The sequence below is a fragment of the Gordonia paraffinivorans genome (genome assembly GCF_900683595.1).
In the GTDB taxonomy this organism is placed as follows: domain Bacteria; phylum Actinomycetota; class Actinomycetes; order Mycobacteriales; family Mycobacteriaceae; genus Gordonia; species Gordonia paraffinivorans.
Genome location: NZ_CAACYD010000007.1, coordinates 1,298,213 through 1,313,630 on the forward strand (window position 1 = coordinate 1,298,213; position 15,418 = coordinate 1,313,630).

The window sequence follows — 15,418 nt, forward strand, 5'->3', positions numbered from 1 at the left end:
GAATTGTCAGGGCCGTTGTGCAGAATGGTTCTCCAGGTCTGCACTAACAAAGGAAAGAAATGACCGAACCCCAGAATCCCCAGCCCGGGCAGCCGTTCCCGGGTCAGGTCCCGCAGCCGGGCCAGGCTCCCTATCCGGGCCAGCCCTACGGACAGCAGCCCCAGTACGGGGCACCCGGTCCGTACGGTGCACCGCCTGCCCAGCCGCCGGCCGCCCCGCCGAAGAAGAAAAAGAAGTGGCCGTGGATCCTCGGCATCCTCGTGGTGCTGATCGTGATCATCGCGGTGGCGACGAGTGGTGGCGGCGACGACTCCGCCGACGAAGCCGCCTCGACGCAGACCTCCCAGCCTGCACCGCGCCCGGCCGAGGCCGAGGCTGAAGGGCCGACCGAGACCAAGGCGCCCGAGCCGGCGCAGACCCCGACGGAAACGAAGTCCGAAGCGGCTGAGCCGAGTCTGAACTCGGAGCAGAAGAACGCACTCCGCAAGGCTCAGGACTACTTGTCGGTCTCCGGTTTCTCGAAGTCGGGGCTGATCAAACAGCTCGTGTTCGAAGGCTATTCGGAAGCAGACGCCACGGTGGCGGTGAACAAGCTCGAGACCGACGGTGACGTCAACTGGAATGAGCAGGCTGTCAAGAAGGCCGGTGAGTATCAGTCGGTTTCGCCGTTCTCGCGGCAGGGTCTGATCGAACAGCTGGAGTTCGAGGGGTTCACCCCTGAGCAGGCTGCCTACGGCGCTGATCACGCCGAGTCGGACTGACCTGACCCCAAACGACAGGGGCCCACCGGCCGAAAGCCGGTGGGCCCCTGTCGTTGTGGCTGGTTGTCAGCCGTGGTACGGCTCCGCGCTCACGAGGGTCACCTTGACGGTGGCGCCGCTCGGCACGGTGTACTCACGGGTCTCGCCGACCTTCGCGTCGATCAGCGCGGCACCGAGAGGAGAGCTGGGGGAGTAGGTCTCGATCTCACCCGAGGCGCCCTCCTCGCGGGTGGCGATCAGGAAGGTCTCCTTGTCGTTCTCGTCACCGTCGTAGTAGACGGTCACGACGGAGCCCGGGAGCGCGACGCCGGACTGGGTCGGGGCCTCGCCGACCTTGGCGTTGTTCAGCAGCTCCTGGAGCTGGCGAATGCGGGCCTCCTGCTGACCCTGCTCCTCGCGGGCGGCGTGGTATCCGCCGTTCTCCTTGAGGTCGCCCTCTTCGCGTCGTTCATTGATCTCGGCGGCAATGACCGGACGATTGGCGATCAATGAGTCGAGCTCGGCCTTCAGGCGGTCGTGCGACTCTTGGGTCAACCAGGTCACCTGGGTGTCGGTCATCGGTCACTCCTTCTCGTTGTCCGCGCCACGCAGCTGCCTTGTTGCGCCGCGCGACATGTGGACTGCTATAAATGCAGCAACACGACCCCTTGCGGAGCCGTGTATACATCAATGGTACCAGCCGGTGAGATGCCTGGCACATCCTTTACTCAGCGGTGGCCGATGCGAGAGCTTCCTGATATGTCGGTTCGGCCCTCTTGAGCCATGCCACAACGAGATACGTCACGGGCATGATGACGATCTCGACCAGCGTCTTCCACACGAACCCGACCACGGTGTAGTTCACGAAGTCGCCCCACGACGAGATCCCGAGGGCGGTGGCGGCGATCGCGCAGAACACGATCGTGTCGGCGAGTTCGCCCACCACCGTCGAGCCCACGAGTCGTGCCCACAGACGGCGTTCTCCGGCGCGCTCCTTCATCCTGACCAGCACGAAGGAGTTGAGGAGTTCGCCGACGACATATCCGGCGAGTCCGGCGAGAAGGAATTGCGGGACGACGCCGGCCACGGTTTCGAAGGCCTGCTGGCCGTCGTAGAACTCGGCGGCCGGTAGGTGGATGGTCAGCCAGAAGCACAGCGACGCGAGGATCAGCACCGCGAAACCGGCGAGGATGGTGCGGCGCATCGCCTTGAACCCGTACACCTCGCTGATGACGTCGCCGAGGACGTAGGCGAGCGGGAAGAGATAGAACGCGCCGTCGGTGACGAGCCCCTCGAGGTGGACGGGGCCGATGTCGAGGTTCAGCCAGTCGTCGAAGAGGACGACGCCCTTGGTGCCGGTGACGTTGCTGATCAACATCACACCGACGAAGAGCGCGACGAGCAGGGGGAAGAAGCGACTGCCGATCGACGCGAAGGCAGCCCGGGAGCCGGGCGCGCCGTGGGGCTCGGTCGGCGTCGCGGTCACGACTGGTCGGGCTGCAGGTACGGCGGGACGTCGACGGTGCAGCCGAAGACCTCGCCGATGACCGGTGGTCTGGAGGTGGTGACCTCGGTGCGCACCCCGATCCGCTCGGCGTCGTCGGCCGGGATCAGGATCTCCCGGCGCCCGGTCTCGCTGCCGTCCTTGGAACGCCCGCGCACCACACACGCTGCGGGTTTACTCGGATCGGAGCGGTCGACGGTGAACTGGACCGCGACGGTGCGATCGTCGAGGATCTCGTAGCCGGTGGCCTCACCGGACACGTCGGAGGTGCCGAACTTGCTGTAGCCGATGACCGCGAGGACGACACCTGCGACGACGACGAGAATGGTCAGTCCGAAGGCCCAGCGACGCCTGGTCAGCGCCGAACCCGATTGCTCCGGGTAGGTGGCACGCGGGCCGCTGCGTGGGCGCTCCGCGGCGCCCCCGTCCGAACTGTTCACTTGTCAATACCTACCATGGGACCAGTAGCGATCCGAAGGTGAGGAACTGTGACCGAATCCCGTGCCGACGACCCGCAGCCGGGTGTGTTCCGTCTGATGGCGGTCCACGCGCATCCCGACGATGAGTCGAGCAAGGGGGCGGCGACATCGGCCAAGTACGCCGCCGAGGGCCACGAGGTGCTGATCGTCACCCTCACCGGTGGCGAACGTGGCGACATCCTCAATCCGGCGATGGACCTGCCCGGCATCAAGGACCGGATCCACGAGGTCCGCCGGGAGGAGATGGCCAAGGCTGCCGAGGCACTCGGCGTCCAGCACCGCTGGCTCGGCTTCGTCGACTCCGGCCTGCCCGAAGGCGACCCCAGGCCTCCGCTTCCGGAGGGGTCGTTCGCGACCATCCCGCTCGAAGAGGCCGCGGAAGCCCTGATCAAGGTGGTGCGGGAGTTCCGGCCCCACGTCATCATCACCTACGACGAGCACGGCGGTTATCCCCATCCCGACCACATCCGCTGCCATGAGGTGTCGGTCGAGGCGTTCGAGAAGTCGGGGGATCCCGACGCCTACCCCGGCACCGGCGAGCCCTGGACCCCGTTGAAGCTGTACTACACGCACGGCTTCATCCGCGATCGCATGATGCTGTTCTCCGACGAGTTCGAGCGTCACGGCCAGGAGAGCCCGTTCAAGGAGTGGCTCGAGAGGTGGGATCCGAGCCGCAACGACCTGATGGGCCGCGTGACGACCCAGATCGAATGCGCCGAGTACTTCCCGCAGCGTGACGACGCGTTGCGTGCACACGCGACACAGATCGACCCGAACGGCGTGTTCTTCGCCGTGCCGCTGGAATGGCAGCAGCGGCTGTGGCCGACGGAGGAGTTCGAACTCGCGCAGACTCGGGTGAAGACGGCCATCCCGGAAACCGATCTGTTCTCCGGAATCGAGGCGTGATGAACACCGTCGACATCGTCAACACCGTCATGGTCCTGGCCGAGGAGCCGCAGGGACCCGAGTTCGGCAAGTCCTCGCCGCTGGGCCTGTTGGTGATCCTGCTGCTGCTGATCGGCACCGGATTCCTGATCTGGTCGATGAACCGTCAGCTGAAGAAGCTCCCGGAGTCCTTCGACACCGACCACCCGGAGCCGGATCAGGCATTCGACGAGGGCACCGACGCGGTCGCGGCGCAGTCCGCCACCGATGACGCGGACACCGGCGCCACGACCGACGCGCCGACGCCCGACGGCGGCGCCGAGCGTCGCCCCGCGGACACCTGACGGAGAGTCGCCCCGGCGGCCCCGGGCCGTCTCCGTCGACCGCGCCCCTCGGTTGAACAGGGTCTCGAGCGGGTATCGGCGATCCATGCGTATCCCCACACTGATCGGTACCTCGCTCGCCACGGCAGCCGCCGGGGCGATCGGCAGCATCGTCACCAGGCCGGCGGTGCAGACCTGGTACCCGCGACTGCGCAAGCCCGGCTTCGTGCCGCCCGCATGGGTCTTCCCCGTCGCCTGGACGGCGTTGTACGCCGACATCGCCGTCACCTCGGCCGTGACCATCGACGAACTCGACGCCGACGAGCGCGCCGCGTATGTCGCGGCGCTCGGTACGAACCTCACGCTGAACGCGGCCTGGAGCTGGATCTACTTCGGCAAGGGCGCTCTCGGGACGGCCTCGGTGGCGGCGGCCGCACTGACCGCGAGCAGCGCCGACCTCGCCCGGCGCACCGCCGCCGTGAACCCGCCGGCGGGGGCCGCGCTGGCGGCGTATCCGGCATGGTGTGCCTTCGCGACGGTCCTGTCGACCTCGACGTGGTGGCTCAACCGCGGCCGCCGGGTGCGTGCCGGCTAGCGCCGGGAGAAGTCCAGTGCGTCGGCGAAACGGTCCATCGCCCAATCGATCTCGTCCTCGGTGACGACGATCGGCGGAGCCAGGCGCAGCGTCGAGCCGTGGGTGTCCTTGGCGAGGACGCCGTGCTCGGCGAGCCGGATGCAGAACTCCTTGCCCGTGCCCTGCTCCGGCTCGAGGTCGATGCCCGCCCACAGGCCCCTGCCGCGGACGATGACGACGCCGTGGCCGACGAAATCCCGCAGTCGGGCGTGCAGGTGGGCGCCGAGATCGGCGGCGCGTTGCTGCCAGCTGCCGTCGGAGAGCATGTCGACGACCTCGTGACCGATCGCGGCGGCGAGCGGGTTGCCGCCGAAGGTGGAGCCGTGCTGGCCGGGGTGCAGCACTCCCAGCACATCGCGGTCGGCGACGACCGCGCTGACCGGGACGATGCCGCCGCCGAGCGCCTTGCCGAGCAGGTACACGTCGGGGACCACGTCCCAGAGCTCGCAGGCGAAGGTCGTGCCGGTGCGTCCCAGGCCGGACTGGATCTCGTCGGCGATGAACAGCACGTCGTGTTCGGAGCACAGCGCGCGCACCCGCGGCAGGTAGTCGTCGGGCGGCACGACGATGCCCGCCTCGCCCTGGATCGGCTCGATGAGCACCGCCACGGTGTTCTCGCCGACGGCGTCGGCGATCGCGCGTGCATCGCCGAAGGGGACCTGCACGAAACCCGGTGTGTACGGGCCGAACCCGTTGCGGGCGTCGGGGTCGTCGCTGAACGAGATGATCGTGGTGGTGCGCCCGTGGAAGTTGCCGTGGGCGACGACGATCTCGGCCTGTCCGTCGGGGACGCCCTTCACGTCGTAGCCCCACTTGCGGGCGACCTTGATCCCGGATTCGACCGCCTCGGCGCCGGTGTTCATCGGCAGCACCATCTCCTTGCCGCACAGTTCAGCCAGGGCGGCGCAGAACGGCTCGAGGCGATCGGAGCGGAAGGCGCGACTGGTGAGGGTGAGCCTGTCCAGCTGGTCGCGCGCGGCGGCGACGAGGCGCGGATGTCGGTGGCCGAAGTTGACCGCCGAATACGCCCCCAGGCAGTCGAGGTATCGGCGGCCGTCCACGTCGGTCACCCACGCGCCCTCGGCCGTCGCCGCGGTGACCGGGATCGGCGAATAGTTGCGGGCTACGTGCGGTTCCGCATCGGTGCTGGTCAGCGGCATACTTCGAGCGTATCGTCGCACATCGGCGCAAACAATCGACGTTGGTTGCGCGCCGACGAAACGAATCGCCGCAATCGAGCCGAGAGGTGAAGATCCGTTGCGGACCATCGACGACCTCGACGAGAAGGTGCTCTCTTGTCTCGCCCGTGATGCGCGCGCCACCTATGCGCAGATCGGCAAGGAGGTGGGGCTGTCGGCGCCGGCGGTCAAGCGTCGCGTCGACCGCCTCGTCGCCGACGGGGTGATCCGGGGATTCACCGCGATCGTGGACCCCCATGCGATGCAGTGGACGACCGAGGCCTACGTGCTGGTCTACTGCCGGGGCAACATCTCCCCGGAAGAACTCAGGGCGGCCTGGGAGCCGATCCCGGAGGTGGTCGGCGCCGCGACCATCACCGGTGGAGCCGATGCGATCCTGCGGGTACGCGCCCGCGACGTGCGGCATCTCGAGCAGGCGCTCGAGCGGATCCGGCGGGCCGGCCCGGTGGACAAGTCCGAGTCGATCATCGTGCTCAGCGAGCTGATCGACCGCGGCCATCCGTGACACTGATGACAACGGCGTGTCCCACTTGTGTTAAGGTGGTCGCCGTGATCAGCACCGTGCGCGCCTATTGGCGCTTTATCGAGGCTCCGGGTGGGGCCACGATGAAGCGCTGATCTTCGCACGCACGCCAACACCCGGAGCCCGAGCAGCGACCAGACGGTCGCTGCTCTTGTCGTTTGAGCGGGGCTCCACCACAGACAGGGCGTGCCCCGGTTGAGACACCGACAGGGCATGACCCCGAAAGGCACGAACCGTGACCGCACTCCCGGATCTCTCGACCACCACGGATGAGCAGACCCAGTCCACCTCTGATCGCCGGATCAAGTCGTTCCGGGCGATCCCGTCGCCGGATTCCGTCCGCAGCGAGCTCCCCCTCACCGCGCGTCGCGCGCTGGCCGTCCAGCGTGACCGCGAGGAGATCGCCGACATCCTCGCCGGCCGCGACGACCGCCTGCTCGTGATCGTGGGGCCGTGCTCGGTGCACGACCCAATCGCGGCGATCGACTACGCCCGCCGGCTCGCGCCGCTGGCCGAGGCGTACTCGGATCGGTTGAAGATCGTCATGCGCGTCTACTTCGAGAAGCCGCGCACCACGGTCGGCTGGAAGGGGCTCATCAACGACCCCGGCATGGACAACACCTTCGACGTCGAGCGCGGCCTGCGCACCGCTCGCTCGCTCCTGCTCGACATCATCGACCTGGGCCTGCCGGTGGGCACCGAGTTCCTCGAGCCCACCAGCCCGCAGTACATCGCCGACGCGGTCGCGTGGGGGGCCATCGGCGCCCGCACCACCGAGTCGCAGGTGCACCGTCAGCTCGCGTCGGGCCTGTCGATGCCGATCGGCTTCAAGAACGGCACCGACGGCAACGTCCAGGTCGCCATCGACGGTGTGAAGGCCGCATCCGCCGAGCACGTCTTCTTCGGCGTCGACGACTTCGGCAACGGCGCGGTCGTCGAGACCGCCGGCAACGAGGACTGCCACATCATCCTGCGCGGCGGCACCCGCGGCCCCAACTACGACGCCGCCTCGGTCGCGTCGGCCGCTGAGGCCCTCGCCAAGGCCGGCCTGCCCGCCCGCGTCATGATCGACTGCTCGCATGCCAACTCCGGCAAGGACCACGTCCGTCAGGCCGAGGTCGCCGGCGAGATCGCGGCGACGGTTCGTGCCGCCCGCGAGGCCGGTCAGGAGGCGAACATCAGCGGCGTCATGCTCGAGAGCTTCCTCGAGCCGGGCGCACAGTCGACGGATGCGGACCCGCTCGTCTGCGGCAAGTCGGTCACCGACAAGTGCATGGGCTGGGACGCCACCGCGTCGGTGCTCGCCGCGTTCGCGCGAGGCTAGAGACCCGACGGTCCGGGCGCGCCGCGACGCGCCCGGACCGTGGTGACCACCACCTCTGCCGCTAGGCCGAGGTGGTGGTCTTCTTTTGTGCCCGAACACGTTTCGTCCGCAAGCCCAGGGCGAGGTCGACGACCAGGAACGCCACGAGGCTGATGCCGAGCAGCGGGATGAACCAGCCGACGACGACGGTCGCCGCGACGAGCGCGATCGTCCACGGCACCGACAATCGGCGGAGAACCCCGCGTGCCGGGGGCCTCCCGACGCCGAACGGGCCCGAGTGACGGGGCCGGCGCTGCCACCACATCTGGTAGCCGCGCACGATCACCGCCACCAGGGCGATCGCGAGCAACAGCAGACCGATCTGGCTGAGCCGGCCGAACAGGATGCCCATGTGCAGCGCGATGCCCCAGTTGGTGAGCTGGGCCGCCAACGGCCAATCGGCGAACCGGGATTCGTCGACGATGCGTCCGGTGGCGCCGTCGACGGCCACGCTGTCCGGGCTGAACTGCCACGGCTGACGCGTCTGCGTCACGGTGAAGGCGGTGTCGGCCGAGGACGGGATGCCCACCTCGACGGCGCCGTCCACTCCGGCGGCGTGCGCGGCGGCGAGAACGCGGTCGAGGTCCGGGATGGTCGACAGCGTGGCCGAGTGCTCTTGGGCCGCACCGTGATCCGTGCCGTGGTGGCCGGAACCGGCCGGGGCGCCGGCGGATTCCGGGGCCGAGATCTCGGTGTTCACCGTGGGCGTCATCCAGTTCATCGCACTACGCAACCCGGTCACGTTGTCGCCGGTGTACTTCGACCACGTGAGGCCGGTCGCCGACAGGAACACCAGCCCGACCACGATCCACATGCCGACGACGGCATGACGGTTTCGGGTGCGGTTGCGTCCGGCGGCCGAACGATCGAGCGTGACGAGATCCGTCGCGGCCGTCCGCCGTCGCCGGACATGTGAGATCCACAGTGCGACTCCGCCGAGCGCGACGACCCACAGCCACGACGCGGCGAGCTCGCTGTAGATCCGGCCGGGGTCGCCGAGATGCAGATTGCGGTGCAGATTGCTCAACCAGGCGCGGAACGGCAGTGCGGCGGCGCTGCCGTACGAGACGAGCTCGCCTTTGATCTCGAGCGTCACCGGGTCGACGAAGACCGCCTGACGCTCGGACTCGCCCAGCGACGGGTCGTCGAAGAGCACGCGCGTGGTGTCACCTGGTGCGGCGGGAGGTCGCACGGCCGACACCGTGAGATCGGGCCGCACCCGCATCGCGGCCCCGACCTGATCGGCGAGCGATCTCGACTCACCGGTGCTCGAGGTGTGGAGCTGGTCGTGGTAGACGATCTGCTCCACCGACGGTGCGATCGCGTAGGCGCCGCCGGTGAGGGCGGCGACGATCAGGAACGGCCCGACGAGGATGCCCGCATAGAAGTGCAGGCGACGCAGCAACGGAATCCAGGCGCCGGCGCGGCGGGGTGGATCGCCATCGCGGGAGGTCGTCGGTGCGCCGGCGACACAACGGTCGGGGCGCGCCGAACCGGACTGGCCCGGCGCGCCCGGGTCTGCTCCGGACAGGTCTGGCCCGGATGACCCGGACGGGGAATCGGACAGAAAAGAACGTGAGGGCACGAGGCCGCCTTTCGCTGAGAGCGGCACGCGTGAGCCGTCGGGCACCGTTCGACGCGGTTCCCCGCGAGGAGAGTTCGCCGACGAGGCCACGAACACTGAGTCCTGGTTACTCGGGCTGGGCGCACGCGCACCGACCGGCCCGTCGTGCGGACGGGTCGGTGAGGAACAGAGATGGTCAGCGAGCCATCACGGGCGGGCCGCGTGTGCCCAGGGGTGCGATCGTGTGCCGGTCCCGGCGGGCGTCCCGTGCCGGGACCAGCCGGTCGAGTCGGGGGCACTCGGCGGCCGGTGGATCGAGCACCGGCTGGACGAGTGCGACGATCGCGGTCAACAGGGCCGGGAGGACGGCCTCGGCGACACGGAGTGCGCCGGCGGTGACGCCCGTCGCGGCGACGTGCATCGCGATCATGGACGGCGACGCCGGGGCCACGCCGTGGTGGAGCATCGCCGGGAGGTCGTCGAGTGCCGACAGGCAGAGGTGCGCGAGGACCTGGCCGGCAGCCAGAAGCCCGAGTGTGGCGGCCGGACCGGGACTGCGGCGGACGGCGGTCCCGACGGTGGCGCCGAGCGCCGCGCACGCGGCGATCATCAGCACCAGAGAACCCGAGTCCGGCAGGACGCCGTCGGCCATCCCGTGCGCGGCGACGGCCGTGCACGCAGACAGTGCACCGACTGCGCATCCGCGCATCCGGTGCACTGTCTGCAGGGCCGAGGTCACCGCCGCATCGTATCGAGTGGCCGCGTGCGGGGGATCGGCTGCACCCATGGTGGTCCGAGGGCGGGCGGGCTCGGCACGCGGTGTGGTTTCTGCGGGCTCGGCCCGCGGTGTGACATTTGCGGGCTCGGCACGCGGTGTCGTTTCTGCGGGCTCAGCCCGCGGTGTGATTTCTGCGGGCTCAGCCCGCGGTGTGATTTCTGCGGGCTAGCCCGCGACGACCATCCAGGCCGCGATGTAGTGCAACAACGCGGCAACCGCGGTGCAGGCGTGGAACACCTCGTGGTGACCGAACGTCGTCGGCCAGGGGTTGGGCCAGCGCACGGCGTAGAGCACGCCGCCCACGCTGTAGAAGACCCCGCCGAGGGCCAGCAGGACCATGACCGTCACTCCGGTCTGGTGGACGAGCGCCGGGGCGACCGCGACGATCACCCAACCCAGCGCGATGTAGAGCGTGACGCCCAGCCAGCGCGGCGCGCCCGGCCACATGATCTTCAGCAGAGCGCCGCCGATGGCGCCTGCCCATACGATCGCGAGCACCCACCACCGCGTCGGCGACGGGAGCCCCAGGGCGCAGAACGGCGTGTAGGAGCCGGCGATGAACAGGAAGATCGTGGCGTGGTCGGCGCGCTTCATGCGCAGGCGCGCCCGCATGGTCTTCCACGGGATGCGGTGGTACGCCGCGCTGACGGTGAAGAGCCCCACCACCGTGATCGCGTAGATCGTGCAGGTGAGGGCGGCGACGGCGCCGTCGAGGAGGGCGGCTCCGATGACGAGGGCGAGACCGGCCAACCCTGCCACATACGCGGAGTAGTGGTGGATGACGCCGCGCAGGCGCGGTCGCTCGTCCACGGATGGACTCAGTGTCGTGCTCATGTGGTTACGCTACCGTAAGTTACGCGCTGGTAGGAGGGGCTTCTGGCACCGATATGGGTCGGTTTGCTCGCATCGCGGCGCGTAAGGTGTCCCACGTGACACGGAGCCGCGAAGAGTCTTCCGCCCAGTTGGGGTCGCCCGCACGATGAAACTGCTGCCGGACCGGGTGCGCCGTCCTGTTCTCAATATCTACGAACGCCGCCTCATCCAGCTCCTCGACCCCGAGCGGTTGCCGCGGCACGTGGCGATCATCTGTGACGGCAACCGCCGCTGGGCGCGGGAGGCGGGCTTCGACGACGTCAGCCACGGCCATCGGGTCGGCGCGCAGCGCATCGCGGACATGCTGGGCTGGTGCTCGACCCTCGGCATCGAGGCCGTGACCATCTACCTGCTCTCCACCGAGAACCTGAACCGGTCGTCGGAGGAACTCGACGCGCTGCTGGAGATCGTGCCCGACATCGTCGACGAGATCTCCGCGCCGGGCTCGCAGTGGTGTGTGCGCATCGTCGGCACGCTCGACGCGTTGCCGGACCCCGTCGCCGGGCGACTGCGTGCGGCCGCGGAACGCACCGCCGACCACCACGGCATGAACGTCAACGTCGCCGTCGGATACGGAGGGCGGCAGGAGATCGTCGACGCGGTGCGCGCGCTGCTCGCCGAGAAGCTCGCCGAGGGTGCCACGCCGGAGGAGATGATCGACGCCGTCACGGTCGAGGCCATCGACGCCAACCTCTACACCAAGGGGCAGCCCGACCCCGACCTCGTCATCCGGACCTCCGGTGAGCAACGGCTGTCGGGATTCCTGTTGTGGCAGAGCGCGTATTCGGAGATCTGGTTCACCGACGCCTACTGGCCCGAGTTCCGGCGCGTGGACTTCCTCCGCGCACTGCGGGACTACTCGGCCCGCAGTCGGCGGTTCGGGAAATAGGCGCCGGCCCGGTTCGGACGCAGGACGGGCGACCGTCTCGTCAGCGGTCGTCCTTCGAACCCGCGAGCAGGCTCGTCAGTGCCTCGAGGTCGGCCGTGTAGGTCGACGCGGCGGGCGTCCCGAATCCGACGACCAGCCCGCCGTAGGGGAGGGGTTCGGCATCGGGATGGCGGAACACCGACAACCCCACGAGTCCGATCCCACGCGCAAAGGCCCGGTGCACCAACGCATTCTCGGCGTCGTGCTCGACGGGGATCACCGCGTGGAGACCCGCCGCGATGCCGGGGAGGCGAAAGCCCGTGGCGGTCATCGCGTCGACCAGGGCGTCGCGCCGAGCCCGATACGCCTGGCGGCTACGTCGGATGTGGCGGTCGTAGGCCCCCGAGCCGATCAGGTCGGCCAGGATCAACTGGTCGAGGATGCTCGCGTCGGGCTCGCGTAACCCCTTGGCCTGCACCACCTTCTCGACGAGATGGTCCGGCAGCGCCAGCCATCCGGCGCGGACCGCGGGGGAGAGGCTCTTGGACACCGAGCCCGCGTGGATGACCACATCCGGGCCGAGCGCCTGCAGGGCGCCCACCGGATCGCGGTCGTAGCGGAACTCGCCGTCGTAATCGTCCTCGACGATCACCGCGCCGGTGCGGCGGGCCCAGTCTACGACCTGCATGCGGCGGGCCGGAGACAACGCCACACCGGTCGGGAACTGGTGGCTCGGCGTGAGCAGGACCGCCGACGCGCCGCTGCGCTCGAGCTCGTCGACGACCATGCCCTCGCCGTCCACCGGGATAGGGACCACGCCGGTGCCGCCCCGTTCGACGGCTCGCCAGTGGAACGGCAGCCCGTGGCTCTCCACGGCGAGCACGTCGCCGATGACGGTGCGCGACAGGAGTTCCAGGGCCGACTGCACCGCGGTGCCCAGGACGATCCGGTCTGCGGTGGTGCGGACCCCGCGCGTGCGGCCGAGGTATCCGGCAAGGGCGAGGCGGAGTTCCGGACGCCCCTGCGGATGCGCCGGCGCGAAGGCGTCGTCCGCGCAGTCGGTGAGGACGCGCCGGGTCGCCCGGACCCAGTCCGTGCGCGGGAACATCCCCGCGCACGGCTGTCCGAGCGAGAAGTCGTGCTGGATGCGGAATGTCGCTGTGGCGGTGGCGGTCTGGACGGTCGAGGCGTCCCGGCCGGCGTCCGGGTGGGCGGCGCCCTCGGCGACCCTGGTGGCCGACCCCTGGCGGGCGGTCAGCCAGCCCTCCGCCACCAGCTCCTGGTAGACCGCCGACACCGTGCCCCGGGCCACTCCCAGGTCGGCGGCCAGCGAGCGGTACGGCGGCAGCGCGGTGCCCGGCGGCAACCGGCCGTCGCGGATCGCCGACCGCAGCGCCTCGGCGAGTGTTCGGCGCAGTGTCGCCGCACGACCGCGCGTGCCGGTGTTCGCGAGGGGTGGATCGAGGAACAGATCCGCTCCGAGACCGGCGGCCACCTCGCCCCACGGATCGCGGGACCGGGCGGCGGGGGAATCGGCGCCAGGCAAATTGACACTGTTTTCTGCCACCGGATTGGACCACTTTCTTGTGCTAATCGAGCACTAGCGTAGGTGCCGGAGAGCAATGACGGAACAGGAACGACAGCAGAGGTGGGATCGGGATGAAGATCGTGGTGATCGGAGCGAGCGGGGTCCTGGGCAGCCGGGTCGTCGAGGAGCTCTCCCGACGGGGGCACGAGGTGGTCGGGGCCAACCGGGCGCGCGGTGTCGACGCGTACACGGGGGAGGGACTGGCGGAGGTGATGTCCGGCGCGGACGTGGTCGTCGACTGCCTCAGCCTGGAAACGCTCAGCGCCAAGAAGGCCATCGACTTCTTCCGCACTACTGCGGCCAACATCGCCCGGGCGGCCACCGACGCCGGGGTGGGACACGTGGTCTGCGTGTCGATCGCGAACGCCGACAAGCCCGAGGTGAACGCGAAGTTCGGCTACTACCAGGGCAAGGCGGCGCAGGAGGACGCCTACCGGCAGGCGCTGCCGCCGGAGGTGCTCACGATCGTCGCATCGACCCAGTGGTTCGAACTGGCCGAACAGATGATGGGGCGGATGTCGCTCGGCCCCGTCGCCGTCGCGCCCAAGATGTGGTCGCGGCCCGCGGCCGCGGCCGACGTGGCGCGGGTGGTCGCCGACGTCGCGACCTCTGCCGACCACGACGGCCGCAAGGTGGAGGTCGCCGGTCCCGACGAGATGGATCTGGTCGACGTGGCGAAAGCGGTCGCGTCCCGGCGACGCTCGCCGCGATGGGTCATCGGCGCGTCGGTCGGCGGTCCGGCGATCCGCCGCGGCGGCCTGGTGCCGGCCCACCCCGACATCGTCACGACCACCGCACTCGACGACTGGCTCGCCGCGCAGGCCGCGGCGCCGGCGGCCGGGGCGTAGGCGCGGCCGCCGGCCGAGGGGGGAGCCCGTCACACCATCGCGAACGGCGAGATCTCCATCCCGATCTCGAGTGATCCGGTGATCTCCCGGATCTCGTCGTGGTCGAACACGACGTGACCGGACAGCACGTCGACATCGCGCCGCGCCCGCTGCATCGGATGGTCGAGGAAGTGCACGCTCGCGCCGGAGGCCTCGAGCAGGCTGCCGATCACCGCCTTCGACTCGTGCACGATCCGGGCGGCGGCGAGTCGGGCCTGTGCGCGGGTGCGCAGGTCGACGGTCTCGCCGGCGGCGAGCGTGCCCTCGATCGTCGCGACGGTGCCGTCGAGCAGGGCACGCAGGGCCCGTAGGCGAATCCGAGCGTCTCCCAGCCGGATTCGCGCGGCAGGCTTGTCCTTCTGCTTGACCATCTGATAGGCGAGCACACGCTCGGAGAGCCGGGTCGCATACAGGTCGGCGACGCGTTCGGCCGTGCCCAGGGCCGGCATCGCGGCGAGCAGGGCGAGAGCCGGGACCATCGGCCAGCGATACGAGGGGCTGTCGTGGAGTGCGGCGCCGGGGGTCCGGCCCGCGTACAGGTCACGGACCCGGATGGTGCGATGGCTCGGCACGAACGCGTTCTCGACGACCACGTCGTTGGATCCGGTGGCCCGCATCCCGTCGGTGTGCCAGACGTCCTCCACCCGGGCGTCGGAGACGGGGAGCAGGGCGAGGATCGCGTCGGGTTTGTCCCCGGTGACGATCGCGCCGACCATGACCCAGTTGGCCTGCATGATCCCGGTGGCCCATGACCAGCGCCCGGACAGGGTGAAGCCGCCGTCGCGCGGTTCTGCCGTGCCGGTCGGCGCCAACGGGGCCGGGGCGAGGTAGGGCCGGTCGGCGAAGGCCTCCTGCTGGGCCTGTTCGTCGAACAGGGCGGTGATCCATCCGTGCAGCGTGTAGAAGCCCAGCGTCCACGCGCTCGACGTGCAGCCGTGCGCCAGGCGGCGGACGTGGTCGAGGATCTCCGGGTAGGGGGCCTCGAGTCCGCCGAAGCGGCGCGGTATCAGCAGGTCGAGGAGGCCGCTGTCGGTCGCGTCCCGAATGGTGTCGGCGGGCAGTTTGCGCAGCTCTTCGGCCTGTCGGGCACGGTCGGCCAGCGCGGCGACGAATTCGTCGGTGATCGTCACCGATCCGGATGTCGTGGTCATGGGTCGGAACGTAACATACGAAAAAGTATGGAAACGGGGGATTCGGCGATCTAGGCTGT

Annotated in this window: 17 protein-coding genes; 8 read left to right on the forward strand and 9 right to left on the reverse strand. The window is 69.5% G+C overall.

Going from position 1 to position 15,418, the window contains the following annotated elements; all coding sequences use genetic code 11:
- Window positions 1-59: 59 nt before the first annotated feature.
- On the forward strand, window positions 60-761 hold the full coding sequence (locus E1P53_RS20885) for an Ltp family lipoprotein (RefSeq protein WP_244941226.1): 702 nt from the start codon (window positions 60-62) through the stop codon (window positions 759-761).
- Between the two features lie 66 nt (window positions 762-827).
- On the opposite strand, the gene greA is transcribed toward E1P53_RS20885, so the two are convergent.
- The 3 genes from greA to E1P53_RS18985 all read right to left on the reverse strand — a co-directional run bounded on the left by greA (window position 828) and on the right by E1P53_RS18985 (window position 2,684).
- Window positions 828-1,319, reverse strand: coding sequence for a transcription elongation factor GreA (greA, locus tag E1P53_RS18975; protein WP_109239938.1), 492 nt, complete (start codon window positions 1,317-1,319; stop codon window positions 828-830).
- Window positions 1,320-1,464: 145 nt separating this feature from the next.
- Window positions 1,465-2,226 (reverse strand): queuosine precursor transporter, encoded by a 762-nt coding sequence (locus E1P53_RS18980; RefSeq protein WP_131735180.1) that lies wholly within the window; start codon window positions 2,224-2,226, stop codon window positions 1,465-1,467.
- Window positions 2,223-2,684, reverse strand: coding sequence for a DUF4307 domain-containing protein (locus tag E1P53_RS18985; protein ID WP_131735181.1), 462 nt, complete (start codon window positions 2,682-2,684; stop codon window positions 2,223-2,225). The genes E1P53_RS18980 and E1P53_RS18985 overlap by 4 nt, the downstream gene beginning before the upstream one ends.
- A 48-nt stretch (window positions 2,685-2,732) precedes the next feature.
- On the opposite strand from E1P53_RS18985, the gene mca reads away from it, so the two are divergent.
- The 3 genes from mca to E1P53_RS19000 all read left to right on the forward strand — a co-directional run bounded on the left by mca (window position 2,733) and on the right by E1P53_RS19000 (window position 4,526).
- Window positions 2,733-3,629, forward strand: coding sequence for a mycothiol conjugate amidase Mca (mca, locus tag E1P53_RS18990; protein ID WP_006902164.1), 897 nt, complete (start codon window positions 2,733-2,735; stop codon window positions 3,627-3,629).
- Window positions 3,629-3,952 (forward strand): hypothetical protein, encoded by a 324-nt coding sequence (locus E1P53_RS18995; protein WP_006902163.1) that lies wholly within the window; start codon window positions 3,629-3,631, stop codon window positions 3,950-3,952. The genes mca and E1P53_RS18995 overlap by 1 nt, the downstream gene beginning before the upstream one ends.
- A gap of 85 nt (window positions 3,953-4,037) precedes the next feature.
- Entirely contained in the window at window positions 4,038-4,526 is a 489-nt protein-coding gene (locus E1P53_RS19000) for a TspO/MBR family protein (RefSeq protein WP_006902162.1), read from the forward strand.
- On the opposite strand, the gene rocD is transcribed toward E1P53_RS19000, so the two are convergent.
- Complete coding sequence (gene rocD, locus E1P53_RS19005; protein WP_131735182.1) at window positions 4,523-5,725, reverse strand: ornithine--oxo-acid transaminase; 1,203 nt, start codon at window positions 5,723-5,725, stop codon at window positions 4,523-4,525. The genes E1P53_RS19000 and rocD overlap by 4 nt on opposite strands.
- A gap of 97 nt (window positions 5,726-5,822) precedes the next feature.
- On the opposite strand from rocD, the gene E1P53_RS19010 reads away from it, so the two are divergent.
- Window positions 5,823-6,269 carry an Lrp/AsnC family transcriptional regulator gene (locus tag E1P53_RS19010; RefSeq protein WP_131735183.1) on the forward strand — a complete coding sequence of 149 codons (447 nt, stop codon included), beginning with the start codon at window positions 5,823-5,825 and terminating at the stop codon, window positions 6,267-6,269.
- A gap of 253 nt (window positions 6,270-6,522) precedes the next feature.
- Window positions 6,523-7,611, forward strand: coding sequence for a 3-deoxy-7-phosphoheptulonate synthase (locus E1P53_RS19015; protein ID WP_131735184.1), 1,089 nt, complete (start codon window positions 6,523-6,525; stop codon window positions 7,609-7,611).
- Between the two features lie 61 nt (window positions 7,612-7,672).
- On the opposite strand, the gene E1P53_RS19020 is transcribed toward E1P53_RS19015, so the two are convergent.
- The 3 genes from E1P53_RS19020 to trhA form a co-directional block, all read right to left on the reverse strand.
- Window positions 7,673-9,061, reverse strand: a complete 1,389-nt coding sequence (locus E1P53_RS19020; protein ID WP_131735386.1) for a PepSY-associated TM helix domain-containing protein — start codon at window positions 9,059-9,061, stop codon at window positions 7,673-7,675.
- A gap of 349 nt (window positions 9,062-9,410) precedes the next feature.
- Entirely contained in the window at window positions 9,411-9,953 is a 543-nt protein-coding gene (locus E1P53_RS19025) for a hypothetical protein (RefSeq protein ID WP_230824451.1), read from the reverse strand.
- Between the two features lie 204 nt (window positions 9,954-10,157).
- Window positions 10,158-10,826: a PAQR family membrane homeostasis protein TrhA gene (trhA, locus tag E1P53_RS19030; RefSeq protein WP_131735185.1), complete on the reverse strand. Its 669-nt coding sequence runs from the start codon at window positions 10,824-10,826 to the stop codon at window positions 10,158-10,160.
- Window positions 10,827-10,971: 145 nt separating this feature from the next.
- On the opposite strand from trhA, the gene E1P53_RS19035 reads away from it, so the two are divergent.
- Window positions 10,972-11,754: an isoprenyl transferase gene (locus tag E1P53_RS19035; protein ID WP_006902155.1), complete on the forward strand. Its 783-nt coding sequence runs from the start codon at window positions 10,972-10,974 to the stop codon at window positions 11,752-11,754.
- Between the two features lie 40 nt (window positions 11,755-11,794).
- Here the strand turns inward: E1P53_RS19035 and pdxR are convergent, their stop codons facing one another.
- Window positions 11,795-13,300, reverse strand: a complete 1,506-nt coding sequence (gene pdxR, locus E1P53_RS19040; protein WP_181954863.1) for a MocR-like pyridoxine biosynthesis transcription factor PdxR — start codon at window positions 13,298-13,300, stop codon at window positions 11,795-11,797.
- A 92-nt stretch (window positions 13,301-13,392) separates the two neighbouring features.
- On the opposite strand from pdxR, the gene E1P53_RS19045 reads away from it, so the two are divergent.
- Window positions 13,393-14,169 carry an SDR family oxidoreductase gene (locus tag E1P53_RS19045; protein ID WP_131735186.1) on the forward strand — a complete coding sequence of 259 codons (777 nt, stop codon included), beginning with the start codon at window positions 13,393-13,395 and terminating at the stop codon, window positions 14,167-14,169.
- A gap of 29 nt (window positions 14,170-14,198) precedes the next feature.
- Here the strand turns inward: E1P53_RS19045 and E1P53_RS19050 are convergent, their stop codons facing one another.
- Window positions 14,199-15,359, reverse strand: a complete 1,161-nt coding sequence (locus E1P53_RS19050) for an acyl-CoA dehydrogenase family protein (protein WP_131735187.1) — start codon at window positions 15,357-15,359, stop codon at window positions 14,199-14,201.
- Window positions 15,360-15,418: the final 59 nt, after the last annotated feature.